This window comes from Streptomyces sp. NPDC056987, assembly GCF_042673865.1.
In the GTDB taxonomy this organism is placed as follows: Bacteria; Actinomycetota; Actinomycetes; order Streptomycetales; family Streptomycetaceae; genus Streptomyces.
On sequence record NZ_JBHURV010000003.1, the window covers coordinates 27,572 to 50,861 of the forward strand.

A 23,290-nucleotide genomic window follows, 5' to 3' on the forward strand; every position below is an offset into this window, starting at 1 on the left:
GCCGCCGGTACACGCCCGGGGTCCCCCCGTCTTTGCCGTCGTGGGGACCTCGGTTCCGGGTGGGCGATACTGGGTTCGAACCAGTGACCTCTTCGGTGTGAACGAAGCGCTCTCCCACTGAGCTAATCGCCCGGGCGCAGGGCATACGTTACCCCATGTCAGGGGCGTCCCCCGACGCGTCACCGGTCATTGGTCGATCGTCCAGGGCAGGGCGAGGCCGAACTTCCACAGGTAGATCCCCGCGAGCACCGCGATGATCACCAGGCCCACGGACGTGAGAATGATGTTGCGGCGCCTGACCTTGGGGTCGAGGGCCTTCTTCGCCGCTTCCGTGACCTTGCGCCGGGTCCAGCGCAGCACGAGCTGGGCCCAGACGAACTCGGTCGCCCAGATCGCCATGCCGCCGAAGATCACCACCCATCCGGGACCGGGCAGCACCAGCATGGCGACGCCCGCGGCGACCACCGCGAGGCCGACCAGGAAGACGCCGACCTGCCAGCTCAGATGGAGGGTCCTGGACGATTTGACGAAGCGCGGCGCGCGGGAGCCCAGCGCCCGCTCCGGCGCGGTCGTGACGTCCGCAGGCCCGTCCCCCGTGCCGTCCGCCGGCCTGTCCCCCGTGGCGGTCGCCGTGGCCGTCGAGGCGACATCGCGATCCCGCTCGTGACTCTCCGCGTGCATGGAGCCAACTTACCGGAACAGGCCGCATCACCGGAATGGCGGTATGACTCGAAGTAGCACACCGCCGTACGAGCTACCCGAAGAATCACAAAACAGACAGAGGGGTTTACAACGGCACCGTAGGTGGCATGTCGATTTCGCCGACGTGCGAATCCCCGAGCGCACACTGAGCGAAAGGCCCTGGCGCTTATGAACACCACGGTCAGCTGCGAGCTGCACCTGCGCCTCGTTGTATCGAGCGAGTCCTCACTGCCTGTACCCGCGGGCCTGCGGTATGACACGGCCGATCCCTATGCCGTGCACGCCACCTTCCACACCGGAGCCGAAGAGACGGTCGAGTGGGTCTTCGCCCGCGACCTTCTCGCCGAGGGGCTGCACCGGCCCACCGGCACCGGCGACGTCCGGGTCTGGCCGTCCCGCAGCCACGGTCAGGGCGTCGTCTGCATCGCTCTGAGCTCCCCGGAGGGCGAAGCCCTGCTGGAGGCCCCGGCGCGGGCCCTGGAGTCGTTCCTGAAGAGGACCGACGCCGCGGTGCCGCCGGGCACCGAGCATCGTCACTTCGACCTCGACACGGAGCTCTCCCACATCCTGGCCGAGAGCTGAGCCAGGCAGAGGGCTGCACGGCGCCGTCCGACTCGGGGAGACGGCGCCGCGCGGACAACCGCATACGGAGGACACCGGAGCCGTCGCCGCGGAACCCACCGTGGCGACGGCTCCGGCGCGTCCGCCCCGGCACCGGGGCGGACGCCCGGCTCCACCCGGGTCCCAAACGGTCTAAAGTCGTCCAGGTTCGGCGGGCACCGGCCCGCGGCAGGCCAGGGAGCGGACCGTGCTGATTCCACACGACACCCGGATGGCCCTCGACACGGTCGTCGGTCTCGTGAACACCGCGCCGGAGGCCGACGCGGGAGAGGGTGCGGCGGACCGGCTCGCGGACATCGGGGCGCTCTACGACTTCGTACGGAGCCACAACGTCAGCGGCGTGGGAGACCTGGGCGAGCGGGACCTGCGGGCCGTGCGGGAGGTACGGGCCCGTTTCACGGAGGTGTTCGCGACACCGGACGCGCGGGCCGCGGCCGATCTGATCAATCAGCTGGTGGCCGCCGCGGGGACGACCCCGCAGCTCACGAACCACGACGGCTACGACTGGCACGTGCACTACTTCGCGCCGGGCGCCTCGGTCGCCGACCATCTCGCGGCCGACTGCGGCATGGCGCTGGCCTTCATGGTCGTGGCGGGCGAGCAGGACAGGCTGCGCCGCTGCGAGGCGCCGGACTGCGGGCACGCGTTCGTCGACCTGTCGCGCAACCGCTCCCGGCGCTACTGCGACAGCCGCACCTGCGGCAACCGGCTGCATGTGGCCGCGTACCGGGCGCGCCGCAAGGAAGCGGCCGGCTGAGCCTCACAAGAGGAACAGATCGTGCACCGCCGCCATCAGCAGCAGCGCTCCGATCACCGTCAGAAAGATCATCAACGGCGGCTGGGAGAGCGCGAACAGACAGCCGCGCGGCTCCTCGGTCTGGGCGGGGTTCTCACCCCGTGAGCTATCGAGCATTTCGAGGTGATCATGGCGCACCGCGAACCCGGCCGATGACCAACACGCATGATCGGCCCGGGAGTTCATCATATTCCGTGGAAAAAGGCCCGGAACCCCCACAGGATGCGCGCGCACCTGGGATGCTGCCGGGCACCTCCCCGGGGCACGCGGCACCACCGGGTGGTGTTCCCGGCGTCACCAGGTGGGTCAGATGCCGTGCTTCTTCAGGATCGCCTCGATGTCGCTGAAGTCGTCACCGGAGCGCGCGGGCTCGGGCTTCGCCGCCGGACGGTCGGCGGGCCGGGCCCCGGCCCCCGCGCCCAGCGAGGGCGCCGAGGCGGCGGGCTCCACCGCCGCGCCCCTGGCGGCCGCCTTCGCCGCCGCTCTGCGCTCCTTGCGCGTACCGCCGGTGCGCCGCTCCACCGCGCGGGTCGTCATGAAGAGCACCCACGCCAGCGCCAGCACCCCGAAGCCCGCCCAGGCGACCGGGCTGAAGGCGGTGCTCGCCAGCCACTGCACGACACCCGTCATCACCAGACCGACCGGCACCAGCGCGTACGCGGCGATGCGGGTCGCGGCGAGGAACCGCTTGCGGTACGCCGTGATCGCGGCGATGCCCAGGCCCGCTGCTGACACCGCGGAGCAAATGGTCTCGGCAATCATCGGGTCCTCCAGGCATCGCACGTCAACGGCCGAATCCGGTCTCCCCTCCATCCTGCACCCGGCACCGGGCCCGGGGCCACGGTGCGGACCCCTCCCCGGCGGATCTGGGGGAGATCTCGGGGACGGCGTCCTCCCCAGGTCCCGGTCACGGGCTCCCCGGGAACGAGATCCCCCGGGGCACGGGCGGGATCCCCTGGGGCACGGGCGGGCCCGGCCGGCTGGAAGACTGGGCCCATGACCGACTCCACCACCCCGCGCCCCGTCGTCCTCGACGTCTGGTGCGAACTCCAGTGCCCCGACTGCGACCGCGCCCTGACGGACGTCCGCGCGCTGCGCGCCCGCTACGGCGACCGGCTGGAGGTACGGCTGCGGCACTTCCCGCTGGAGAAGCACCGGCACGCGTACGCCGCCGCGCAGGCCGCCGAGGAGGCCGCGGAACAGGGCAGCGGCTGGCCGTACGTGGAGGCCGTACTGGCGGGGACACGGGAGCTGGCCCAGCGGGGCGAGCCGTTCCTGCTGGAGGTCGCCCGTGAACTGGGTCTGGACGCCGAGGAGTTCGACACCGCGCTGATCGACGGCCGTCATCTGCTGGCCGTCGACGCCGACCAGGCCGAGGGCAAGGCGATCGGGGTGACCGGTACGCCCACCTACGTCATCGACGGGGAGCGGCTCGACGGCGGGAAGAGCCAGGAGGGGCTGCGGGAGCGGATCGAGGCGATCGCCGACCGGCTGCTCGCGGACTGAGCCCCCGCGCCGCACGAGCGCCGGCGGCCCTCCCGCCGGCGCCGGTCAGGCCGTGCGGCCGGCCGCCCGCCGGGTGGCGTCCAGAGTGCCGAGCAGGGCCAGCGCGTGGGCGGCGGGGCTGCCCGGCTCCGCGTGGTAGATCACGAGCTGCTGGCCGGGGGCGCCCCGTACGTCGAAGGTCTGGTAGGCCAGCGACAGGGGCCCCACCTGAGGATGGACGAGTTCCTTGCGGTCGCGGCTCTTGCCCTGGACGGTGTGGGAGGACCAGAGCGCGGCGAACTCGTCGCTGGCCGCGGTGAGCCCGCGCACGAGGTCCCGCAGCCGCGGGTAGTGCGGGGCGAGACCGGACGCCTCGCGCAGCGCGGCCACCGCCGACTCGGCCGCGCGGTGCCACCGGGCGTGGAAGGGCCGGCCCGCCGGGTCGAGGAAGATCATCCGGGCGAGGTTGTCGACCCGCTCGAACGGAGAGAAGAGCGCCTCGGCCAGGGAGTTGGCCGTCAAGAAGTCCAGGGCCGGGTTGAGAACGAACGCCGGGGTGTGCGCGTAGCCGTCCAGGAGCCGCCGCAGATCGGCATCGGTGTGCTCCGCCGGCGCGGGCCTGCGGTCCGGCGCCGTCTCCGCCAGCCGGTACAGGTGTTCGCGCGCCCCGTCGTCCAGGCGCAGCGCGCCGCTGATCGCGTCAAGGATCTGGGGTGAGGGGCCGCGCTCGCGCCCCTGTTCCAGACGGGCGTAGTAGTCGGAGTTCATTCCGGCGAGTACGGCGACCTCCTCCCGGCGCAGCCCCGGCACGCGGCGCCGGCCGTACGAGGCCAGCCCCACGTCGTCGGGGTGCAGCCGGGCGCGGTGCGCCCGGAGGAATTCACCGAGGTCGTTGTTGGTCACCCGGCCAGGTTACGGGCGTCCCGGGCGCGGAGCCTGGGTGTCCGATGCCCAGGCTCGGCCTGTCCTGGCCGACCCCGACCCCGACCACGGCCGCCCGCCCCGTCCGGTTCGGAGGAGCCGCCCGGTTCAGAGGAGCGGCCGGAAGAAGTTGTGCTGCGTCGTCCGGTATCCGAGGGAGTCGTAGAGCCGGAGCGCCGGGGTGTTGCCCGAGAAGACGTGCAGCCCCAGCAAAGGCGGGCCCGCCTCCGCGGCGACCCGCTCGGCGAGCCGCATCAGGGCGCGGCCGTACCCCTTGCCGCGCTGCCCCTCGGCCACCTCCACGTCGTACACGTACGAACCGGGGCGGCCGGGGCGCACCTCGCGCGGGGCGACCCAGACATGGCCCACGGCGTCTCCCCCGTGGACGAGGACGGTGAACGAGGTGCCCGGGGTCGCCAGCCCCTCGGGCAGGTTGTCCCGGTGGCTCGCCTCCGACTTGGCGCGGGCCTGCTCGGGGGATACGCCGCGGTCGATCCAGCTCCGCGCGTAGTCGTCCATGGAACGCGCGCGCCACGCCTCGTACTCGGCCTCCGTCATGGGGCGGGCCGCGAGGCCCTCGGGGAGCGCGGGCGGCTCCGCGGTGAGTTCCTTGTCCATGTTGCGGCTGCGCTCGGTGTATCCGAGGCTCTCCACCAGGCGCACCGCGGCTTCAGCGCCTGCCGGTACGAGTGCCTGCGCCTGGTCGCAGCCCCAGCCGCGCAGCACCTCCTCGGCGGCGAGCACGGCGACGGTGGCCCGGCCCCGGCGGCGGTCGGGCTCGTCGATCCGGAGGGACCGGACGAGGCCGGCCCGGTGGGCGAAGCCGGGGTCCGTGGCGATCTCGACCGCTCCGACGGCGCGGCCGTTCACGCAGACCTCGTAGGAGCGTGATTTCGTGCCGTCGCCGGCCTGCTGAAGCGGTCCGGTGGGCCGCAGGGTGGTGGTCATCAGGGGAGTTCTACCCCCGGGGACGTGTACCCGTCACGCGATTAAGGGATCGGCTCACGGGTCGAGGTCGGCGCCCGACCGCTCCTCGAAGACGCGCATCGCCTTGGCGGTCACGGGCCCGGGGGCGTCGGCGGCGTCGAAGGACCGGCCGTCGACGCGGTGAACGGCCTGGACGTCGCGGAGCGTCGAGGTCAGGAAGATCTCCTCGGCGTGCTCCAGCGCGTCCAGCGGCAGCTCCGTCTCGCGGGCCCCGCACCACTCGGCGGTCAGCTCGCGGGTGATTCCGGCGAGGCAGCCGGAGGCGAGGGGCGGGGTGTGCAGCACACCGTCGAGGACGACGAACACGTTGGAGCCGGTGCCCTCGCAGAGCGCGCCGGTGGTGTTGGCGAAGAGCGCCTCGCTCGCGCCCCGCTCGCGCGCGTGGGCGAGCGCGACGACGTTCTCCCCGTACGAGGTGGTCTTGAGGCCGGTCAGCGCGCCGCGTTCGTTGCGGGTCCAGGGGACGGTGACGACGGCGGTGGTGTCGGGGCGGCGCCGGCTCTCGCCGAGGGCGACGACCAGGGTGGCGCCCGCGTCGCCGCGGTCCGAGCCGAGCGGGGAGACTCCCCCCGTGTACGTGACGCGCAGCCGGCCCAGCTCCACCGGGTTGGCGTCGAGGACGGCCGTACAGGCGCGGCGCACCTCGTCCAGGTCGGGTTCCGGCAGGCCGAGGCCGTGCGCGGAGCGGGCCAGCCGGCGCAGATGGCGGGTGAGGGCGAAGGGGCGGCCCCGGACGGCCTTGACCGTCTCGAAGACGCCGTCGCCGACGGTCAGTCCGTGGTCGAGCACGGACACCTGGGCGGCGTCGGCCGGCCGCAGTTCCCCGTTGACCCAGATCCTCATGACACGGTCCTTCCGTTGGTCACCTTGTCACCGCCGGGCGCACACCGGCCGGCGCGCCGTGGCCGTCGCCCTGGCGCCGGTACTGGCCGGTGACGGTCCCGGTCGTTCCGGAGCCGTCGGCTCCGGGTTCGTACGTTCCCGACGCTATCGCGAGCAGCCGGGACGCCTTCAGTTCCGTCTCGGCCCACTCCCCCTCCGGGTCGGAGCCCCAGGTGATCCCGGCGCCCGCGCCGAAGCACAGGACGGGGCGGGCGTGGGTGGCGCGGTCGATCCAGAACGTACGGATGCCGACGGCCAGCGCGGCCGTGCCCCGGTCGGCGTCGACCCAGCCGATCCCGCCGCAGTAGGGGCCGCGCGGGGCGGTCTCCAGCTCCTCGATGATCGCCAGGGCGCTCGACTTGGGGGCGCCGGTGACCGATCCGGGCGGAAACGTGGCGGCCAGCAGCTCCGGCCAGCCGGCCCGCTCGGTGAGTTCCCCCCGTACGGTCGAGACGAGATGGACCAGACCGGGGTGGGGTTCGAGGGCGCACAGGTCGGGAACGGTGACCGATCCGGTGGCGCAGACGCGGCCCAGGTCGTTGCGGACCAGGTCCACGATCATCACGTTCTCGGCGTAGTCCTTCTCCAGCAGGTCCGCGGCGGTCCGCCCGGTGCCCTTGATCGGTCCGGACTCGACGGTACGGCCGTCGCGGCGCAGATACAGCTCGGGCGAGGCGGTGGCGATCTCCACGCCGTGCGCGGGCAGCCGGACCGTCCCCGCGTACGGCGCCGGGTTGTCGCGGGCGAGCAGGGCGGTGAGCGCGTCGACGTCCGCCGAGGCCGGGTCGGCCGTGGCGGACCCGGGCAGCGGGGCGGAGAGGACGCGGCAGAGGTTGGCCTGGTACACATCGCCCGCCGCGATGTACTCGCGGATCCGGCGGACGCCCTTCGTGTACGCGGCGCGGTCGAGGGACGACGTCCAGTTACCGGCCGCGGGGCCCCGCCACCGCCCGGGGACCGGCGCGGGCACGGGCTCGTGCCGTACGTCGTCGAAACGGGCGCAGGTGAGACGGCCTTCGAAGTCCGCGGCGACGGCCCAGAACCCGGCGGAGTCCAGCGCGCCCGGGTCGTGGGTGACGTCCCGCAGACCGGAGGCGACGAGGCCGCCGAAGCGGGCCAGAGGAGCGAGGTCGTGCACGGTTGCGAGTCTAGAACAGGCTCCCCGGGACGGCTCCGGGCCGAACGCGCGGCGAACGTACCGCGTCACGCTGCGGAAACGCGTTTTTGTGCTGGCCCCGGAATCCGCTAGAGTTCAACACGTCGCCGGGCCGCACCGATGGGTCCCGGGAAACGGCACGCGGACGTAGCTCAGTTGGTAGAGCGCAACCTTGCCAAGGTTGAGGTCGCCAGTTCGAACCTGGTCGTCCGCTCGATGGTGTGGGGGTTTCCCGACCCCCGCGCTCCTGGTGGAGTGGCCGAGAGGCGAGGCAACGGCCTGCAAAGCCGTCTACACGGGTTCAAATCCCGTCTCCACCTCCAAGGACGATTAGCTCAGCGGGAGAGCGCTTCCCTGACACGGAAGAGGTCACTGGTTCAATCCCAGTATCGTCCACTGAATCCTTCTGGATTCCCGCGCGATTAGCTCAGCGGGAGAGCGCTTCCCTGACACGGAAGAGGTCACTGGTTCAATCCCAGTATCGCGCACGCAGTATGCAGCACGCAGTGTGAACGGGGCCTGGCAGGCAGTACGAACAGGTCCAGCAGGTTCAGCCCGCGCGATTAGCTCAGCGGGAGAGCGCTTCCCTGACACGGAAGAGGTCACTGGTTCAATCCCAGTATCGCGCACCGTCCGGAACCCCCGGTCGTCGTATCGACGACCGGGGGTTCTGTCGTTGGGCTCACTCCTGACGCGTCAGGAGGAGAAGAGCATCCGCCCGAAGCTCTTGTGGCGGTGGTGCCCGCCGTGATGGCCTCCGTAGTGGCCGCTGTGCTGCGGGGCGCCCCAGGCGGGGCCCGGGGGCGGCGGGTACGCCTGCGGCGGCGGGGCCTGCTGCACGGGCGGCGCCTGGGGCGCCCACTGCGCCTCCAGACGGGTCAGGGACTCCAGCTCCCCGTAGTCGAGGAAGATCCCCCGGCAACCGCTGCACTGTTCTATCTGGACGCCGTTGCGGTTGTACGTCTGCATCGCTGCACGGCACTTGGGACACTGCATGGTCGGTACGCTCCTCGTCGTTCGTCCGGCGCCGCCGGAACACACTCCCGGCGACCGCCCGTTCACCCTACGGGGACGCCCCTGGCTCCAACTCGGTTGCGAGTCCGGCGATCCGGGCGCACGCGTCGATCATCAGCACCTCCACCTCGTCCGGTTCCCGGTCCTCCGCGACGGACTTGGCGACGGCGAGCGCGGCGGTCTGCACGGTGAGGGCGCGGGCCGCGACGTCCAGCCGGGGCCACGGGTCGGCGGTGGGGTCCGCGGGCACGGCGGGGCCGTGCGCGCGGCGGTAGGCGCCGAGGAAGCGCCGCCACGGCTCCGCGGGCAGCAGTCCGGCCGCGTACCAGGCGGCGGGGCGCGCCAAGTCCCAGGCGGGGTCGCCGAGTCCGAGGTCGTCCACGTCGATGAGGAGCCAGGGGCCGTCGGGGGCCGGGTGGCGTACCAGCTGGCCGAGATGGAGATCGCCGTGGCAGAGGGCGTACGGACCGGGCGGCGGCGCGTCGCCGCGGGCCCACGCGGGAAGCCGCTCCCAGGCGCGCCGTACGGGTGCCGCCGCGGGGTGCGGGCCGGCGGCGCGCAACCGGGCGAGGGCGCGGGCCGCCTTGGCGGGGCCGCGCGCGGCGGGCAGGCCGCCGGTCACCGGCCGGGCTCCGCCCGTCACGTCGGCCAGGGCAGCCGTCAGGGTGTCCGTCAGGGCGTCGGGCGGTACGGCATGCAGCCGGGCGATCAGCGTCCCCGCCTGCTCCCAGGGCGCCGAGTCCGGGTCGGCGGGGTCGACCGGCGCCCCGTAGGGCCAGGCGGTGACCGGGCGGCCGGCCACGTCCCCGGCGTTCGTCGGGAGGGGCGGCAGCAGGATCCCGGCGAGCCGGGGGTGCGCGGCGACGGCGAGCCTGGTGCGGTGCGCGGTGAGGTCCGTGCCGTCGGCGTGCGCCTTGGCGACCACGTCTCCGTACCGTACGACGGTCGCGTCGGCCCGGTCCGCGAGCACGGTGACGTCCTGGTCGCGGGCGCGGGACGGGGCGGGAACGTGGGTGGAGCGGGTGGGGTGGGCCGCGTGCGCCGCGTGGGCCGCTTCGCGGGCGACGCGGCCGAGCGCGCGGACGACGGACGCGGTCATGGTGGCCCCCGGGTGCGATGTGTTCCGGCGCGGAGCCTACCCGCGGCTCTCCGGTCGTGGTGGGCAGCCGTCGTGGTGGGCAGGCACCACTGGCCCGGCGGAACGCGGTGGAACACGGGGAACGCGACGGAACGCGGTCGAACGCGGCGGGAAAACGCGATGGCCGGTCAGCTCCCCAGCTAACCGGCCCACCGCTGCCGTCCGCCGCACCCCCGTCCCCACGGGGTTGTTTGGCCGGATGTCCCCGACCCGGGCCGCTCTCCCGGGTCCGGGGCGCCGCTCAGCGCCCCAGCATCACGCCCACGGACGACGCTTGTGTGACCACTGCTTCCCAGCCGCCGAAGACGACGACGAGCAGGGCCGCCAGAGGAAGAACCATGGCCGTCGCCACCAAGGGGTGGCGCGTACCGGACTGGCGCCCGCCGAACGCGGCGTACGCCTTGCGTCCTTGCGTGCGGATCATTGTCCGCGCTGCCGTGTCCGCCATGGTCCCTCTCCTGTCCTGATTCGACAGCGGCGAGTGTTCCGACCTCGGGGGACGAGTTCCGCACCCGCCGCTTGATCTCAAGATTAGGGACGCCTGGACGTCAGGGCGTCATGCCCGCGTACCGATTGACGGGCCTCCCGGAGGATGAGCCGTGGACCGGTGACGTACTCCCCTGGGTGGAGAACGGGCCCACCGAGTTGGGGTCTTCCCGGAGGGGATGATCCGGAATGCCTTACGGAGGACCGGCCTCTCGCCCGGAAGGATGACGCACTCACCCGGGAGAACCACTGCTCGGGCCGCCGGTCCGGCGCCCGTCGGGCTCTCGCCGATCCGCTTCTGGTGACTTCTCTCACGCACACCTCCGCCCACAGGACCACCGCGCCCTCCGTACGTCCCGTTCCCCCCAATCCCCCTTCCCCGCACGACCTTTGGGATCATCACCTGCCGGGCCTCCGGACCCGTCCCGCCGCTGACCTGTCCTCAAGTTTCCCGCTCCGCACCGACAATCGGTCGGCGTGCGAGGGCGCGGCCTATGAGCACACCCGGGCACAGGTACGTAAGCTGTGCCACGGCACACGGACGACCGGGCAGCGGGGATGGACATGGCGATGATGCGGCTCCGGCGCGAGGACCCGCGTGTCGTCGGCTCGTTCAGGCTCCACCGACGGCTCGGGGCGGGCGGGATGGGCGTCGTCTATCTCGGTTCCGACCGGCGCGGTCAGCGGGTCGCGCTGAAGGTGATCCGGCCCGATCTGGCGGAGGACCAGGAGTTCCGGTCGCGGTTCGCCCGCGAGGTCTCCGCCGCGCGGCGTATCCGCGGCGGCTGCACGGCCCGGCTGGTCGCCGCCGACCTGGACGCGGACCGCCCCTGGTTCGCCACCCAGTACGTCCCGGGCCCCTCGCTCCACGACAAGGTCAACGAGGAGGGCCCGCTGCTCGCGGCCGAGGTCGCCTCGGTGGGCGCCGCGCTCTCCGAGGGCCTGGTCGCCGTCCACGAGGCCGGGGTCGTGCACCGCGACCTGAAGCCCTCGAACATCCTGCTCTCCCCCAAGGGCCCGCGCATCATCGACTTCGGCATCGCCTGGGCGACCGGGGCCAGCACGCTGACCCATGTCGGAACGGCGGTCGGGTCGCCCGGCTTCCTCGCACCCGAGCAGGTACGGGGAGCCGCCGTCACCCCCGCGACGGACGTCTTCTCGCTGGGCGCCACACTGGCGTACGCGGCCACCGCCGACTCCCCGTTCGGGCACGGCAGCTCCGAGGTGATGCTCTACCGGGTGGTCCACGAGGAGGCACACCTCCACGGCGTGCCGGACGCCCTCGCCCCGCTCGTACGGGCCTGTCTGGCGAAGGACCCGGAGGAACGTCCCAGCACGCTCCAGCTCTCGATGCGGCTCAAGGAGATCGCCGCGCGGGAGGCGCAGGGGCTCATCGACAGCCGGCCGCCGGTGCAGCGGGTGCGCGGCGGGCAGGAGCCGGTGCCGGGCGGGCTGACGGAGCGGTACACCGAACGGGAGGCCGCGCGCGGCCCGCAGAGCCGCATGGGGGCGTCCGCCGCTCCTGGGGCGCCGGACGGCTCCGGGCCGCGTCAGGGCGGTGGCTCCCGTACCGGCGGCGCGGGCCCTTCCCGTACCGGCGGGGCCTTCGGCCGTACGGGATCCTCCGGCGGGCGCAGCGGGTCCGGCCGGCCGCCGCGGCCCCGGGACACGGCCCGGGGATCGGCCCGGACGAACGGCCGCCCGGCGTCGGGCACCCGGGCGAAGTCGTCCAAGCTGCGGCCCGCGAACCCGCGGCTGCTGCGGCAGCGGCTGATCGTCTTCGTCGTGGTGACGCTCATCGTCGCGCTGGGGATCGCGGCGGCGCAGCAGCTCTGAGGGTTACGCCGCGGGGTCAGTGCTCGGGGCGGCCCGCCGTGACCGCGTAGAAGGCGACGGCCGCGGCGGCCCCCACGTTCAGCGAGTCCACGCCGTGCGCCATCGGGATACGGACCCAGGCGTCGGCGGAGTCCAGCGCCCGCCGTGACAGACCGTCGCCCTCGGCGCCGAGCATCAGCGCGACCCGCTCCATCCGGTGCGGAGCCGCGGCGTCCATCGGGACCGCCCGCTCGTCCGGGGTGAGCGCCAGCAGCCGGAAGCCCGCGTCCCGTACGGTGTCCAGCGCCCTCGGCCAGCCCTCCAGGCGGGCGTACGGCACGGAGAACACGGCCCCCATCGACACCTTCACCGAGCGCCGGTAGAGCGGGTCCGCGCAGTCCGGCGAGAGCAGCACGGCGTCCATGCCGAGCGCGGCGGCGCTGCGGAAGATCGCGCCGATGTTGGTGTGGTCGTTGACCGCTTCCATGACGGCGACGCGGCGGGCCGTACGGAGCACATCGTCGACCGCCGGCAGCGGCTTGCGCGCCAGGGAGGCGAGGGCGCCGCGGTGCACGTGGTAGCCGGTGACCCGCTCGGCGAGCTCCGGGCTGACCACGTACACCGGCGCCCGCGCCGCGTCGATGACGTCGCGCATGGCGTCGACCCACTTGGCGGAGAGCAGCATCGACCGCATCGCGTAACCGGCCTGGCCGGCCCGGCGGATGACCTTCTCGCCCTCCGCGATGAAGAGCCCTTCGGCCGGCTCGCGCCGGCGCCGCAGTTCGACGTCGGTCAGCCCGGTGTAGTCGCTCAGGCGCGGGTCGTCGGGGTCCTCGACGGTGATGAGTTCAGCCACGGGGTGCTACTGACCTGTCCTGTCCGGGGTGGGGGTGAGTGGGTGGGTGGAGTGGGGGTGGGTTGTGCGTCAGTGGCCGGTTCCCAGCGCCACTACGTCACCGATGACGATGACGGCGGGGGGCCTTACCTCTTCGGCCCGGACGACCTCTCCCACCGTCGCGAGTGTGGCGTCCACGCGCCGCTGGGCGGCGGTCGTGCCCTCCTGGACCAGCGCGACGGGGGTTTCGGGGGCTTTGCCGTGCTCGACCAGTGCCTGGGCGATGGAACCGATCTTGTCGACGGCCATCAGCAGGACGAGCGTGCCGCGGAGGCGGGCGAGCGCGGACCAGTCGACCAGCGACCGTTCGTCGTCCGGGGCGACATGGCCGCTGACGACGGTGAACTCATGGGCGACACCGCGGTGCGTGACGGGGATCCCGGCGGCGCCCGGCACGCTGATCGAGCTGGAGATGCCGGGCACGACCGTGCACGGAATGCCCTCGGCGGCGAGCGCGTGCGCCTCCTCCATTCCCCTGCCGAAGACGAACGGGTCCCCGCCCTTGAGCCGCACGACGGCCTTGCCCGCCTTGGCATGCTCGATGAGCGCGCTGTTGATGGCCTCCTGGGCCATGAAGCGGCCGTACGGGATCTTCGCGGCGTCGATCACCTCGACGTGCGGCGGCAGCTCGTCCAGCAGATCGCGCGGGCCCAGCCGGTCGGCGATGACGACGTCCGCCTCGGCGAGCAGCCTGCGGCCCCGCACGGTGATCAGGTCGGGGTCGCCGGGGCCGCCGCCGACGAGGGCGACACCGGGGGTACGGGTGCGGTGGTGCGGCGCGGCGAGGGTGCCCTCGCGCAGCCCCTCGACGATGGCGTCGCGTACGGCGGCGGAACGGCGCGGGTCGCGCCCGGTGAGCACGGCCACGGTGACGCCCTCGCTGCGGCCGGTCGCCGGGGTCCAGGCGGTCGCGGCCTCCGCGTCGTCGCTGCGTACGCACCAGACCCGGTCGCGCTCTGCCTCGGCGGAGGCGGTCCGGTTGGCCTCCGGGTCGCTCGACGCGATGAGGGCGTACCAGGCACCGGCGAGGTCGCCCTCCTCGTACCTCCGGCGCTCCCAGTGGATCTCGCCGGCCGCCGCCATGGCCTCCACGGACGCCTTCGCCGAGGGCGAGACGAGCACGATGTCGGCGCCCGCGGCGATGAGCGACGGCAGCCTGCGCTGCGCGACCTGGCCTCCGCCGACGACAACGACGCGCCGGCCGGAGAGGCGGAGACCGACGGGGTACGCGGGGTGGTCGGCGTGCTGGGCCATGTGGGCGGGGGCTCCTCGGGCGGCGGGGATATGACGAACGTGCTGGTGGGATGGGCTCCAGCTTACGCGGGGGCGGGGTTCTCGGCGGGGGCCGGTGGGTTGCCGTCCGGGGGCCGTCCGCTTGGCCGGGGTGCGAAGCCGTCCCCTGGCCGGGGTACGTGGCTGGGGGCGGGGGCCGGGGCCTCCGGAGGCACATGTCCGGACGGCATGATTTACGCCGCGCGCGGGGTGAGGAGCAGGGGCGCGGGCCGCTTGTGCGGCACACATCACGCTTTAGTGTCCGGACACGCACCTCCTCCGACCCCGCCCCCCCTCCCGCCGGTGGGCCGTCTCCGTGTGCGCCGCGCCTATTTCTCCGTTACTCCTGCCGAGTCGAACGTCGCGACCTCGTGCATCGCTCGCGCCGCGCTCTGGATCACCGGGAGGGCCAGCAGCGCGCCCGTGCCTTCGCCCAGGCGGAGGTCCAGGTCGACCAGGGGGCGCAGGCCGAGCTTGTTCAGGGCTGCCACATGGCCCGGTTCCGCACTGCGGTGGCCCGCGATGCAGGCCGCGAGGGCCTCCGGGGCGATCGCGCGGGCGACCAGCGCCGCCGCGCCCGCGCTGACGCCGTCCAGGATCACCGGCGTACGCATCGACGCGCCGCCGAGGAGGAAGCCGACCAGCGCCGCGTGTTCCAGGCCGCCGACGGCCGCGAGGACGCCGATCGGGTCGGCCGGGTCGGGCTGGTGGAGGTCGAGGCCGCGGCGGACCACGTCGACCTTCCGGGCGTGCATCTCGTCGTTGATGCCGGTGCCGCGGCCGGTGACCTCCGCCGGGTCCTGTCCGGTGTAGACGCAGATCAGCGCGGCGGACACCGTCGTGTTGGCGATGCCCATCTCGCCCGTGAGCAGCGCCTTGTTGCCCGCCGCCACCAGATCGCGAGCCGTTTCGATGCCCACCTCGATCGCCGCGAGAACCTCCTCGCGGCTCAGCGCCGGGCCGGTCGTGAAGTCGCCCGTACCGGCGCGGACCTTGCGGGGCAGCAGGCCGGAGCTGGTCGGGAGGTCGCTCGCGACGCCCACGTCCACGACGCAGACCTCCGCGCCGACCTGGGTCGCGAACGCGTTGCAGACCGCTCCCCCGGCCAGGAAGTTCGCGACCATCTGGCCGGTGACCTCCTGGGGCCAGGGAGTGACCCCCTGCGCGTGCACCCCGTGGTCGCCCGCGAAGATCGCGACGGCGGCCGGCTCGGGGATCGGCGGCGGGCAGAGCCGGGAAAGTCCGCTGAGCTGCGCGGAGATGATCTCCAGCATGCCGAGCGCGCCGGCCGGCTTCGTCATCCGCTTCTGGCGCTCCCACGCCTCCCCCAGCGCCTTGGCGTCCAGCGGGCGGATCGCGGTGATGGTCTCCTGGAGCAGGTCGTGCGGCTCCTCGCCGGGCAGGGCACGGCGGCCGTACGTCTCCTCGTGGACGACCCAGGACAGGGGGCGGCGCTTGGACCAGCCCGCCTGCATCAGTTCGGGCTCCTCGGGGAATTCGTCGACGTACCCGACGCACAGGTACGCCACGACCTCAAGGTGCTCCGGCAGGCCCAGCGCGCGGACCATCTCGCGCTCGTCGAAGAAGCTGACCCAGCCGACGCCCAGGCCCTCGGCGCGGGCGGCGAGCCAGAGGTTCTCCACGGCGAGCGCGGAGGAGTACGGGGCCATCTGCGGCTGGGTGTGGCGGCCCAGGGTGTGGCGGCCGCCGCGGGTCGGGTCCGCGGTGACGACGATGTTCACCGGGGTGTCGAGGATGGCCTCGATCTTCAGTTCCTTGAACTGCTTGGCCCGGCCCTTGGGCAGCGACTTGGCGTAGGCGTCGCGCTGACGCTGCGCCAGTTCGAGCATGGAACGCCGGGTCTCGGCGGAGCGGATGACGACGAAGTCCCAGGGCTGGGAGTGGCCCACGCTGGGCGCGGTGTGCGCGGCTTCCAGGACGCGGAGCAGCACCTCGTGCGGGATGGGATCGGAGCGGAAGCCGTTGCGGATGTCGCGGCGCTCGCGCATCACACGGAGCACGGCGTCGCGCTCGGCGTCGTCGTAGCCGGACGCGGCCGGCGTGCCCTCCTGCGGCTCGGGCTCGGGCTCGGGCTCCGGGGCGGGGAGCGGAGCCTGCTGCTCCTGGGCTGTCGGCTCTTCCTGGGCTGTCGGTTGTTCCTGGGTTGCTGTCGGGACCTCGGCTGCCGTTTGGTCCTGGGCCGTCGGCTTGTCCTCGGCGGGTGACTGGACTTCGGCCGCCGGCTGGTCCTCGGCTGCTGTCTCGTCTTCGGCGGGGAGCGGGGCCTGGTCCTGGGCCTCGTCCGGCGCCGGGCGCGGTGTCCGGTCCGCGGCGGGTGCCTGGTCCGGGGTCGGGGCGGGCTCCGGGGTGGAGGTTGCCGGTGCCGCCGCTGCCGGGACGGGCTGCGGGTCGGGCTCGGCGACGGGTGCGGGCTCGGGCGCGGGCGCCGCCGCCGTGGCGGGCTCCGGGGCGGGTTCCGGTTGCGGCGCGGGCTCCGGCGCGGGTTCGGGGGCCTCCGCCGCGACCGGCTCGGGCTCCGGGGCGGGTTCCGGCTCCGCCGCCGGGGCCGGGGTGGGCTCGGGGGTCTGCTCGGCCACCGGCTCGGGGGTCGGCTGCGGTTCGGGGTGGGGCTCCGGTGTTTCGGCCACCGGTTCGGGCGCGGCCTGCGGTTCGGGTTCCGGCTCCGGGGCCGGTGCCGGGGGCGCGGGGGCCTCGGCCGCTACCGGCTCGGGGGCCGGGGGTTCCGCTGCCGCTGCCGCTACCGGCTCCGGCTCGGGTGCGGGGATCTCCTGGGCCGGCGGGGTCTGCGCCGCCGCGACCGGCGCGGGCTCGGGCTGCGGCTCCGGCTGGGGCTCCTGGGGTGCGGGCTCGGGGGCGGGGGTCTCCGCGGCCGGCTCGGGGCGGGGTTCCTGGGGCGCCGGCTCAGGGGCGACCGCCTCGGCGGCGGGCGTCTGCGGTTCGGGAGGTTCGGGGGCCACGGGCGGCGTCTGGGGGCGGGGACGCACCCGGACGGCCTGGGTCGGGGCGCCGGCCGGGCCGCGGTCGGCGAGGGAGCGGACCACGCCGCCCGTCGGGTCGGGGACCGGCGGGCCCATGTGCAGCGGGCGGCGCGGCGGGGCCGAAGCGGTCGCCGGGGCCGCAGCGGGCGGCGGGACCCGTACGCCGTTCAGGTCGACCGAGCCGGAATCCCGGCCACCGGTCTCGTGGGCGCCCGGCTGCTGCTCGGCCGCGGGCTCCTCCGGCTGTGCCGCGGCGGGCTCGGGGGCCGGCTGCTCCGGCGGCGCGGCGGCCTCCGGCGCGGGTGCTTCCGCCACGGCCGGGGGCTCGGGCGCCGGTTCGGGGTGTCCGGGGGCGGGCTCGGGCGCCGCGGGGACGGCCTGCTCCGCGGGGACTTCGTACGCCTCAGGTGCCTGCGGCGGGACCTGGGCCTGTGACACCGGCTCCGTCATCGGCGCCGGCTGTTCTATGAGGGGCGCCTGCTGCGGGACGGGCGCCTGCGCCGCGGCCGCGTACTCCTGCTGGGCGGCGTACGGGTCGGGTGCGTACGCCTCGGGGGGCGGGTACGCCTCGGGCGCGGGGGCGGCGTACGCCTCGGGGGCCGGGTAGCCCTCGGGGACCCCGTACGCCTGCTGGGGCGCCGTCGCGTAGCTGTCGGCGGCGTACCCCTCGGGCACGGCGTAGGCGGCGTGCGGGTCCGCCGGGACGACCTGGGGGTCGCTCCAGCCGCCCTGTGAACTCGGCATCAGCAGAAGGTCTTCGTCCTCGGTGGCGGGCCCGGAGGGGGTCAGGTAGGTGTACGTGCCGGGAGCCGGTACGCCCGGCTGCTTCACCATGCCTGCGTTCTCCGGCAGTCCCTCGCCCGGGACCTGGCCGGTGTCAGTCATGCGTACCCCTCGCCCATTTGTTTCCGCTCCTTCGGCCCTTCCACCGGGGCGCCCGATCCGCGGCGTGTGTCCGGCGCCCGTCAGGAACAACGAGCGTGGGCGCCGCGCGGCACGAATCGACCCTCGGTCCGCCCGTATTCGCACGGCTTCCCGCGGGCTTGCCCAGCCGTGGCGGGGATACGCCACGGCCCGCTGTGGACTGCGCCACGTCGCGCGTCCCCCCGGTTCTCCGCTGTATCACATCAGGGCTCAAAACGGGCCCCTTTTCCGGACATTGACGAACGAAGCGACGAACGCCCGGCAGCGGTACAACGATCGGCCAGCCTACCTCGCGAAGGGTCGCGGCAGGGTCATGAGGGGAGTCCCCGACGCCGTCCCGAGACCAGGAAGACGACGGAGCGCTCGCGCTCGGTCCACCCTCCCGTGTCGAGTTCGACGGACTGGAGAAGGGCGCACTCCACCTCATATCCCCCTCCGGCCAAGGCCGTTCCGACCGCTTCGGCCTCGTCCCTGGTGGCGGCGTGGGTGACGATCCGCTCGGGTCGCCGGTCGGCGCAGGCGATGACGACATCGACGCCGCCGCCCCCGATCCGTACGACATCGGGTTCGGGGAGCCGTTCCAGCACATGGGGCGCGCGGCCCTGGACGACCTGGAGCTGGACGCCCGCGCGGCGGGCGGCGGCGGCCGTGCTGGCGCAGGCGCCGGGTTCGTCGTCGACGGCGATCACGGCCGCGCCGAAGCGGGCCGCCTCGGCGGCGAGGGCTCCGCTGCCGGAGCCGATGTCCCAGATCAGGTCGCCGGTGCGGGCGCCGATCCGGGCGAGCTGGGCGGCGCGCAGCCAGGTGGACTCGCCCTCGTCGAGGTTGATGCCGTACTCCGCGCCGGGCAGCGCCCAGCCGCGGCGCTCCGGCGGGTAGCCGGGGTCGCGACCGGCGATCCAGCCGCCGGACGGGGCGGGTGCGGTGCCGACGCCCCCGATGACGATCACGACGTTGGGGTCGCGCCAAACGTGGTCGGCGGCCTTGTCGGAGGTGAGGACGGTGACCTGTTCGCGGTCGGTGCCCAGTTCCTCGCAGATGACGAAGGTGCGGTGGATGCCGTCGAGGAGCAGGGCGAGTTCGGCGGGTCCCGCGCCCGGGGAGGTGAGGACGGCGACCTTGGTGTGGGCGCGGACGACGTTGACGGCGCGGCGCAGGGTGCGGCGGTGGGCGACGACGATCTGGGCGTCGTCCCAGGCCATGCCGGCCCGGGAGAAGGCGGCGGCGACCGAGGAGACCGCGGGGACGACCTCGACCTCCAGGCCGTGCGCGGGCGCGCGCAGGGTGCGTACGACGCCGAAGAAGCCGGGGTCGCCGTCGGCGAGGACGACGGCGGTGCCGCGGTGGCCGACGATCCTGCGGGCCGCCAGGTCGATGGAGCCGAGCCGGATGCGTTCGGCTCGGGCGGGCACCTCGGGGAGCGCGAGATGGTGGGCGGCCCCGGCCACCAGGGTGGCGGCCGAGAGCGCGGACCTGGCGGCGGCGGTGAGGGGCGAGCCGTCCCAGCCGATCACCGTGACGCGGTCGGCCATCGTCGTCAGTCTCCCGAAGGTTGTCGCGGGTGGGGGCCCCTGGGGCCGGGCACGGTGAGAGTACCTGGCCCGGTCGGACGGCGGGGGTGCGGGTCGGGGTGGGGCGGTGCGGGGTCAGCGCCAGTCGGGGAAGGAGGCGTAACCGCGCGCGTCGGCCAGTTGTTCGTCGATGCCTTCGAGGTCCTCGGGGAGCAGGCTCCAGACGATGAGGTCGGTGCGGATCCGGGTCCAGCCGCCGTCCTCGGTCTGCGAGCGCGCTATCCAGGCGTTGCGCAGGACGCCCTCGCTGATGCAGCCGATCTTCTGCGCGACCTGCTGGGCGGCGGTGTTGTCGGCGGCGGTGCGTACTTCGATGCGTTCGAACTTCTGGTCGCGGAAGAGCCACTGGGCGACCGCCTGCATCGCCTCGGTGGCGTAGCCCTCGCCGCGGGCCCAGGGGGCGGTCACGTACGACGCCTCGGTGGCGAGGGCGTGCCAGTTGGTGTTCCGCAGGCGTACGACGCCGACGAGCCGCTGGGTCAGGAACTCGTGGACGGCGAAGGCGATCCCGCGTCCGGTGCGGCGTTCGTTGGGGGCGATTCTTCGGACCCACACCTCGGCGTCCTTGTGGGTGTAGGGATGGGGCACGGAGGTCCAGGCCGTGACCATCTCGTCGTTCATCATGTCGATGTGCGCCGGGATGTCCGCGAGTTCGTAGGGGCGCAGCACCAACCGCTCCGTGCTGATGGAGACGTCCGGAAAGGTGGTAGTCATGCGAGCTCCATGCCTCAGTCCGTCGTAAATGCACAGCATGCAGCATCCGGACGGGATGCGCATGGCCGGGTCCGTACGGATGCGTGTGCCCCGCACACGATCGGTGTGTGCGGGGCGCGCGCGGGCGGGAACGTGACCGGTGTGCCTACTTGGCCGCGCCGAAGGAGGGGATGACCGAGCCGTCGTAGGTGTCGTCGATGTACTTCTTGACCTCGTCGGAGTTGAGGAGCTGCGCGAGCTTCACGACGCGCGGGTCCTTCTCGTTGCCGCGCTTGACGGCGAGGAAGTTGGCGTACGGGTTGCCGTCGGCCTTCTCCAGGGCGAGCGCGTCCTGGGCGGGCTTGAGCTTGGCCTCGATGGCGTAGTTGCCGTTGATGACGGCGGCGTCCACGTCGTTCAGGGCGCGGGGCAGTGTGGCGGCCTCCAGTTCCTTGAACGTGAGGCCCTTCGCGTCCTTGACGGAGGAGAGGTTGGCGTCGGTGCCGACGCCGTCTTTCAGTGTGATCACACCGTTGTCGGCGAGCAGCTTGAGCGCGCGGCCCTCGTTGGTGGTGTCGTTGGGGATGGCGACGGTCTGGCCGGCCTTGAGGTCGGTCAGTGCCTTGACCTTCTTGGAGTAGAGGCCCAGGGGCTCCAGCTCGACGTTGACGACGGGCACGATGTCGGTGCCCTTCTTCTTGTTGAAGTCGTCGAGGTAGGGCTTGTGCTGGAAGAAGTTGGCGCCGACCTCGCCGCTCTGGGTGGCGGTGTTCGGCAGGACGTAGTCCGTGAACTCCTTGACCTCCAGCTTGAGGCCGGCCTTCTCCGCCAGGTTCTTCTTGACGAAGTTCAGGATGTCGGCGTGCGGGGTCGGGGACGCGGCGACGACGAGGGGCTTGGAGGTGTCGGCGGAGGCGGTGGAGCCGGCGCCCGGGTCGGAGGAGGTGCCGCAGGCGCCGAGGCCGAGGGCAAGGGCCGTGGTGACGGCCGCGGCCGCGGTGATCTTGAGGGTGGTACGCACGAAGAGTGCCTCTTTCCGGTGGTGCGGGTGACGTGGCCCGGACAAGGAGTGCGGGCGGTTGGGGAGAAGGTCGGGAGGGTCAGGAGGCGGTACGGCCGCGGCGGGCCAGCAGCCGTACGGCGCCGTCGCCGAGGAGCTGGATCACGGTGACGAGCGCGATCAGCACCACGACCGTGGCGATCATGAAGCCGTTCTCGAAGCGCTGGAAGCCGTAGGTGACGGCCTTGGAGCCGAGCCCCTCACCGCCCACCGCGCCCGCCATCGCCGAGTAGCCGATGAGCACGATGAGGGTGGTGGTGACGGCGGAGACGAGGGAGGGCAGGGCCTGCGGGAGCAGGACCTTGCGGACGATGGTGGGGATCGATCCGCCCATCGCCTGGACGGCCTCGACCAGCCCGTGGTCGACCTCGCGGACCGCCGTCTCGACGAGGCGCGCGAAGAAGGGGATGGCGCCGATCGCCAGCGGCACGATCATCGCGGTGGGGCCGATGAAGGTGCCGACGACCAGGGTGGTGAAGGGGATCAGCGCGATCAGCAGGATCATGAACGGCAGCGAGCGGCCGATGTTCACGATCACCCCGACCACCTTGTTGACCAGGGTGTTCTGGAGCAGTCCGCCCTGGTCGGTGAGGACCAGCAGGATGCCGAGGGGCAGTCCGCCCGCGACGGTGACGAGCGCGGACCACAGCACCATGTAGAGGGTGTCGATGGTTCCCTGGGCCAGCAGGGGCTGCATTTCCGACCAGGTCACATGGCATCTTCCTTCACGGGCGCGAGGGCCTGGGCCGGGACGGTCACGGGCGCGGCGGTCTCGTCGGCCTCGACGACCTCCGCCTGGAGGCCCTGTTCGCGCAGGAAGCCGATCGGGACGACGTTCTCCTCGTACGCGCCGGGGAGTTCGATACGCATCCGGCCGATCTGGCGTCCGCCGACGGTGTCCATCGCGGCGCCCAGGATCGATATGTCGATGTTGTAGGTGCGGGCGAGCTGGGAGATCACCGGCTGGGTGGCCGCCTCGCCGTGGAACGTGACGTCAATGACCGTACGGCCGGGGCCCGAGGGCGTCCCGCCGACCGGGAAGAGTTCCTGGGCGAGCTGGGAGCCGGGGGTGGCGAGGAGTTCGCCGACGGTGCCGGACTCGACGATCCGGCCCCGGCTCATCAGCGCCGCCGAGTCGCAGATCGTCTTCACGACCTCCATCTCGTGGGTGATGAGCAGGACGGTCAGGCCGAGCTGCCGGTTGAGGTCGCGCAGCAGTTGGAGGATGGAGCGGGTGGTCTCCGGGTCGAGGGCGCTGGTCGCCTCGTCGGAGAGGAGCACCTTCGGGCGGCCGGCGAGCGCGCGGGCGATGCCGACGCGCTGCTTCTGGCCGCCGGAGAGCTGGGCGGGGTACGCCTTGGCCTTGTCGGCGAGTCCGACGAGGTCGAGCAGTTCCAGCGCGCGGCGGGAGCGCTCCTCGCCGGTGACGCCGAGGATCTCCAGCGGGAGTTCGATGTTGTCCTTGACGGTGCGGGAGGACAGCAGGTTGAAGTGCTGGAAGACCATGCCGATCGAGCTGCGCGCGCGGCGCAGCTCCTTCCCGGCCCGGCGGCCCCGGCCGGCGAGCGCGGTGAGGTCCTGGCCGTCGACGGTGACCGTCCCGGCGGTGGGGCGTTCGAGGAGGTTGACGCAGCGGATCAGCGAGGATTTACCGGCGCCGCTGCGGCCCACGACGCCGAAGACCTCGCCCTCGCGGACATGCAGGTCGACGCCGTCGAGCGCGGTGACCTCACGGCCGCGCGACTGCGCGGACCGGTAGACCTTGGTCAGGCCCGTAGTAGTGATCACAGGGGGTTTCCGTCACTGTCGAGTGCGCGGCGGGATGGGCCGGGCACGGGGCATTCGTCGTGGCCGCGCGCACGCCGGCGCGGTG

The 23,290-nt window shown here is 73.2% G+C and carries 22 protein-coding genes and 6 tRNA genes; 9 read left to right on the forward strand and 19 right to left on the reverse strand.

Features of this window, described 5'->3' with window-relative positions:
- Positions 1–60 precede the first annotated feature (60 nt).
- A tRNA-Val gene (locus ACFTZC_RS04555) sits at positions 61–132 on the reverse strand.
- Between the two features lie 54 nt (positions 133–186).
- The gene (locus ACFTZC_RS04560) at positions 187–681 is read right to left on the reverse strand and encodes a TIGR02611 family protein (RefSeq protein ID WP_382886797.1); all 495 of its coding nucleotides are present in this window, start codon (positions 679–681) and stop codon (positions 187–189) included.
- A 189-nt stretch (positions 682–870) separates the two neighbouring features.
- Between ACFTZC_RS04560 and ACFTZC_RS04565 the strand changes: the two genes are divergently transcribed.
- Both ACFTZC_RS04565 and ACFTZC_RS04570 read left to right on the forward strand, forming a co-directional pair.
- The gene (locus tag ACFTZC_RS04565; protein WP_003959770.1) at positions 871–1,284 is read left to right on the forward strand and encodes an SsgA family sporulation/cell division regulator; all 414 of its coding nucleotides are present in this window, start codon (positions 871–873) and stop codon (positions 1,282–1,284) included.
- A 226-nt stretch (positions 1,285–1,510) separates the two neighbouring features.
- Positions 1,511–2,080 (forward strand): CGNR zinc finger domain-containing protein, encoded by a 570-nt coding sequence (locus tag ACFTZC_RS04570; protein ID WP_382886799.1) that lies wholly within the window; start codon positions 1,511–1,513, stop codon positions 2,078–2,080.
- Positions 2,081–2,083: 3 nt separating this feature from the next.
- On the opposite strand, the gene ACFTZC_RS04575 is transcribed toward ACFTZC_RS04570, so the two are convergent.
- Both ACFTZC_RS04575 and ACFTZC_RS04580 read right to left on the reverse strand, forming a co-directional pair.
- Positions 2,084–2,308 carry a hypothetical protein gene (locus ACFTZC_RS04575; RefSeq protein WP_382887288.1) on the reverse strand — a complete coding sequence of 75 codons (225 nt, stop codon included), beginning with the start codon at positions 2,306–2,308 and terminating at the stop codon, positions 2,084–2,086.
- A 117-nt stretch (positions 2,309–2,425) separates the two neighbouring features.
- Complete coding sequence (locus ACFTZC_RS04580; RefSeq protein WP_382886801.1) at positions 2,426–2,881, reverse strand: hypothetical protein; 456 nt, start codon at positions 2,879–2,881, stop codon at positions 2,426–2,428.
- 234 nt (positions 2,882–3,115) lie between these two features.
- Here ACFTZC_RS04580 and ACFTZC_RS04585 point away from each other — a divergent pair, with 234 nt between their 5' ends.
- Positions 3,116–3,625, forward strand: a complete 510-nt coding sequence (locus ACFTZC_RS04585; RefSeq protein WP_382886803.1) for a DsbA family protein — start codon at positions 3,116–3,118, stop codon at positions 3,623–3,625.
- Positions 3,626–3,670: 45 nt separating this feature from the next.
- Here ACFTZC_RS04585 and ACFTZC_RS04590 read toward each other — a convergent pair whose 3' ends face one another.
- The 4 genes from ACFTZC_RS04590 to ACFTZC_RS04605 all read right to left on the reverse strand — a co-directional run bounded on the left by ACFTZC_RS04590 (position 3,671) and on the right by ACFTZC_RS04605 (position 7,532).
- Positions 3,671–4,507, reverse strand: coding sequence for a helix-turn-helix domain-containing protein (locus ACFTZC_RS04590; RefSeq protein ID WP_382886804.1), 837 nt, complete (start codon positions 4,505–4,507; stop codon positions 3,671–3,673).
- A 126-nt stretch (positions 4,508–4,633) separates the two neighbouring features.
- Positions 4,634–5,473 (reverse strand): GNAT family N-acetyltransferase, encoded by an 840-nt coding sequence (locus tag ACFTZC_RS04595; RefSeq protein ID WP_382886806.1) that lies wholly within the window; start codon positions 5,471–5,473, stop codon positions 4,634–4,636.
- 54 nt (positions 5,474–5,527) lie between these two features.
- Complete coding sequence (locus tag ACFTZC_RS04600) at positions 5,528–6,355, reverse strand: aminotransferase class IV (RefSeq protein WP_382886807.1); 828 nt, start codon at positions 6,353–6,355, stop codon at positions 5,528–5,530.
- Between the two features lie 19 nt (positions 6,356–6,374).
- Complete coding sequence (locus ACFTZC_RS04605; RefSeq protein WP_382886809.1) at positions 6,375–7,532, reverse strand: chorismate-binding protein; 1,158 nt, start codon at positions 7,530–7,532, stop codon at positions 6,375–6,377.
- A 159-nt stretch (positions 7,533–7,691) separates the two neighbouring features.
- Here ACFTZC_RS04605 and ACFTZC_RS04610 point away from each other — a divergent pair.
- The 5 genes from ACFTZC_RS04610 to ACFTZC_RS04630 all read left to right on the forward strand — a co-directional run bounded on the left by ACFTZC_RS04610 (position 7,692) and on the right by ACFTZC_RS04630 (position 8,179).
- Positions 7,692–7,764, forward strand: a tRNA-Gly gene (locus ACFTZC_RS04610).
- A 35-nt stretch (positions 7,765–7,799) separates the two neighbouring features.
- Positions 7,800–7,873, forward strand: a tRNA-Cys gene (locus ACFTZC_RS04615).
- 1 nt (position 7,874) lies between these two features.
- Positions 7,875–7,946, forward strand: a tRNA-Val gene (locus tag ACFTZC_RS04620).
- Between the two features lie 20 nt (positions 7,947–7,966).
- A tRNA-Val gene (locus ACFTZC_RS04625) sits at positions 7,967–8,038 on the forward strand.
- Between the two features lie 69 nt (positions 8,039–8,107).
- A tRNA-Val gene (locus ACFTZC_RS04630) sits at positions 8,108–8,179 on the forward strand.
- A gap of 67 nt (positions 8,180–8,246) precedes the next feature.
- On the opposite strand, the gene ACFTZC_RS04635 is transcribed toward ACFTZC_RS04630, so the two are convergent.
- From ACFTZC_RS04635 to ACFTZC_RS04645, 3 genes are all read right to left on the reverse strand, one after another.
- Positions 8,247–8,546, reverse strand: a complete 300-nt coding sequence (locus ACFTZC_RS04635) for a zf-TFIIB domain-containing protein (RefSeq protein ID WP_382886811.1) — start codon at positions 8,544–8,546, stop codon at positions 8,247–8,249.
- Positions 8,547–8,613: 67 nt separating this feature from the next.
- Complete coding sequence (locus ACFTZC_RS04640) at positions 8,614–9,663, reverse strand: phosphotransferase family protein (protein WP_382886813.1); 1,050 nt, start codon at positions 9,661–9,663, stop codon at positions 8,614–8,616.
- Positions 9,664–9,943: 280 nt separating this feature from the next.
- The gene (locus tag ACFTZC_RS04645) at positions 9,944–10,150 is read right to left on the reverse strand and encodes a hypothetical protein (protein WP_382886815.1); all 207 of its coding nucleotides are present in this window, start codon (positions 10,148–10,150) and stop codon (positions 9,944–9,946) included.
- Positions 10,151–10,746: 596 nt separating this feature from the next.
- On the opposite strand from ACFTZC_RS04645, the gene ACFTZC_RS04650 reads away from it, so the two are divergent.
- Entirely contained in the window at positions 10,747–12,024 is a 1,278-nt protein-coding gene (locus ACFTZC_RS04650) for a serine/threonine-protein kinase (protein WP_382887236.1), read from the forward strand.
- Between the two features lie 16 nt (positions 12,025–12,040).
- On the opposite strand, the gene ACFTZC_RS04655 is transcribed toward ACFTZC_RS04650, so the two are convergent.
- The 8 genes from ACFTZC_RS04655 to ACFTZC_RS04690 all read right to left on the reverse strand — a co-directional run bounded on the left by ACFTZC_RS04655 (position 12,041) and on the right by ACFTZC_RS04690 (position 23,205).
- Positions 12,041–12,859: a TrmH family RNA methyltransferase gene (locus ACFTZC_RS04655; RefSeq protein WP_382886816.1), complete on the reverse strand. Its 819-nt coding sequence runs from the start codon at positions 12,857–12,859 to the stop codon at positions 12,041–12,043.
- 69 nt (positions 12,860–12,928) lie between these two features.
- Positions 12,929–14,152, reverse strand: a complete 1,224-nt coding sequence (cobA, locus tag ACFTZC_RS04660) for a uroporphyrinogen-III C-methyltransferase (protein WP_382886818.1) — start codon at positions 14,150–14,152, stop codon at positions 12,929–12,931.
- 347 nt (positions 14,153–14,499) lie between these two features.
- Positions 14,500–18,054, reverse strand: coding sequence for a nicotinate-nucleotide--dimethylbenzimidazole phosphoribosyltransferase (gene cobT, locus ACFTZC_RS04665; protein ID WP_382886820.1), 3,555 nt, complete (start codon positions 18,052–18,054; stop codon positions 14,500–14,502).
- A 350-nt stretch (positions 18,055–18,404) separates the two neighbouring features.
- Entirely contained in the window at positions 18,405–19,625 is a 1,221-nt protein-coding gene (cbiE, locus tag ACFTZC_RS04670) for a precorrin-6y C5,15-methyltransferase (decarboxylating) subunit CbiE (RefSeq protein ID WP_382886822.1), read from the reverse strand.
- A gap of 114 nt (positions 19,626–19,739) precedes the next feature.
- A complete protein-coding gene (locus ACFTZC_RS04675) occupies positions 19,740–20,417 on the reverse strand; it encodes a GNAT family N-acetyltransferase (protein ID WP_382887238.1) in 678 nt (225 codons plus the stop codon).
- Between the two features lie 106 nt (positions 20,418–20,523).
- Positions 20,524–21,378, reverse strand: coding sequence for a MetQ/NlpA family ABC transporter substrate-binding protein (locus ACFTZC_RS04680; RefSeq protein WP_382886823.1), 855 nt, complete (start codon positions 21,376–21,378; stop codon positions 20,524–20,526).
- 79 nt (positions 21,379–21,457) lie between these two features.
- Entirely contained in the window at positions 21,458–22,129 is a 672-nt protein-coding gene (locus tag ACFTZC_RS04685; RefSeq protein WP_382886825.1) for a methionine ABC transporter permease, read from the reverse strand.
- Positions 22,126–23,205: a methionine ABC transporter ATP-binding protein gene (locus tag ACFTZC_RS04690; protein ID WP_382886827.1), complete on the reverse strand. Its 1,080-nt coding sequence runs from the start codon at positions 23,203–23,205 to the stop codon at positions 22,126–22,128. The genes ACFTZC_RS04685 and ACFTZC_RS04690 overlap by 4 nt, the downstream gene beginning before the upstream one ends.
- Between the last annotated feature and the right edge of the window lie 85 nt (positions 23,206–23,290).

Bases quoted from the DNA above. Each gene is read 5' to 3' on its own strand.
- ACFTZC_RS04560 (WP_382886797.1), bottom strand. From the start codon at position 681: ATGCACGCGGAGAGTCACGAGCGGGATCGCGATGTCGCCTCGACGGCC.
- ACFTZC_RS04565 (WP_003959770.1), top strand. From the start codon at position 871: ATGAACACCACGGTCAGCTGCGAGCTGCACCTGCGCCTCGTTGTATCG.
- ACFTZC_RS04575 (WP_382887288.1), bottom strand. From the start codon at position 2,308: ATGATGAACTCCCGGGCCGATCATGCGTGTTGGTCATCGGCCGGGTTC.
- ACFTZC_RS04580 (WP_382886801.1), bottom strand. From the start codon at position 2,881: ATGATTGCCGAGACCATTTGCTCCGCGGTGTCAGCAGCGGGCCTGGGC.
- ACFTZC_RS04585 (WP_382886803.1), top strand. From the start codon at position 3,116: ATGACCGACTCCACCACCCCGCGCCCCGTCGTCCTCGACGTCTGGTGC.
- ACFTZC_RS04595 (WP_382886806.1), bottom strand. From the start codon at position 5,473: ATGACCACCACCCTGCGGCCCACCGGACCGCTTCAGCAGGCCGGCGAC.
- ACFTZC_RS04600 (WP_382886807.1), bottom strand. From the start codon at position 6,355: ATGAGGATCTGGGTCAACGGGGAACTGCGGCCGGCCGACGCCGCCCAG.
- ACFTZC_RS04635 (WP_382886811.1), bottom strand. From the start codon at position 8,546: ATGCAGTGTCCCAAGTGCCGTGCAGCGATGCAGACGTACAACCGCAAC.
- ACFTZC_RS04640 (WP_382886813.1), bottom strand. From the start codon at position 9,663: ATGACCGCGTCCGTCGTCCGCGCGCTCGGCCGCGTCGCCCGCGAAGCG.
- ACFTZC_RS04645 (WP_382886815.1), bottom strand. From the start codon at position 10,150: ATGGCGGACACGGCAGCGCGGACAATGATCCGCACGCAAGGACGCAAG.
- ACFTZC_RS04650 (WP_382887236.1), top strand. From the start codon at position 10,747: ATGGACATGGCGATGATGCGGCTCCGGCGCGAGGACCCGCGTGTCGTC.
- cobA (WP_382886818.1), bottom strand. From the start codon at position 14,152: ATGGCCCAGCACGCCGACCACCCCGCGTACCCCGTCGGTCTCCGCCTC.
- cobT (WP_382886820.1), bottom strand. From the start codon at position 18,054: ATGACTGACACCGGCCAGGTCCCGGGCGAGGGACTGCCGGAGAACGCA.
- cbiE (WP_382886822.1), bottom strand. From the start codon at position 19,625: ATGGCCGACCGCGTCACGGTGATCGGCTGGGACGGCTCGCCCCTCACC.
- ACFTZC_RS04675 (WP_382887238.1), bottom strand. From the start codon at position 20,417: ATGCTGTGCATTTACGACGGACTGAGGCATGGAGCTCGCATGACTACC.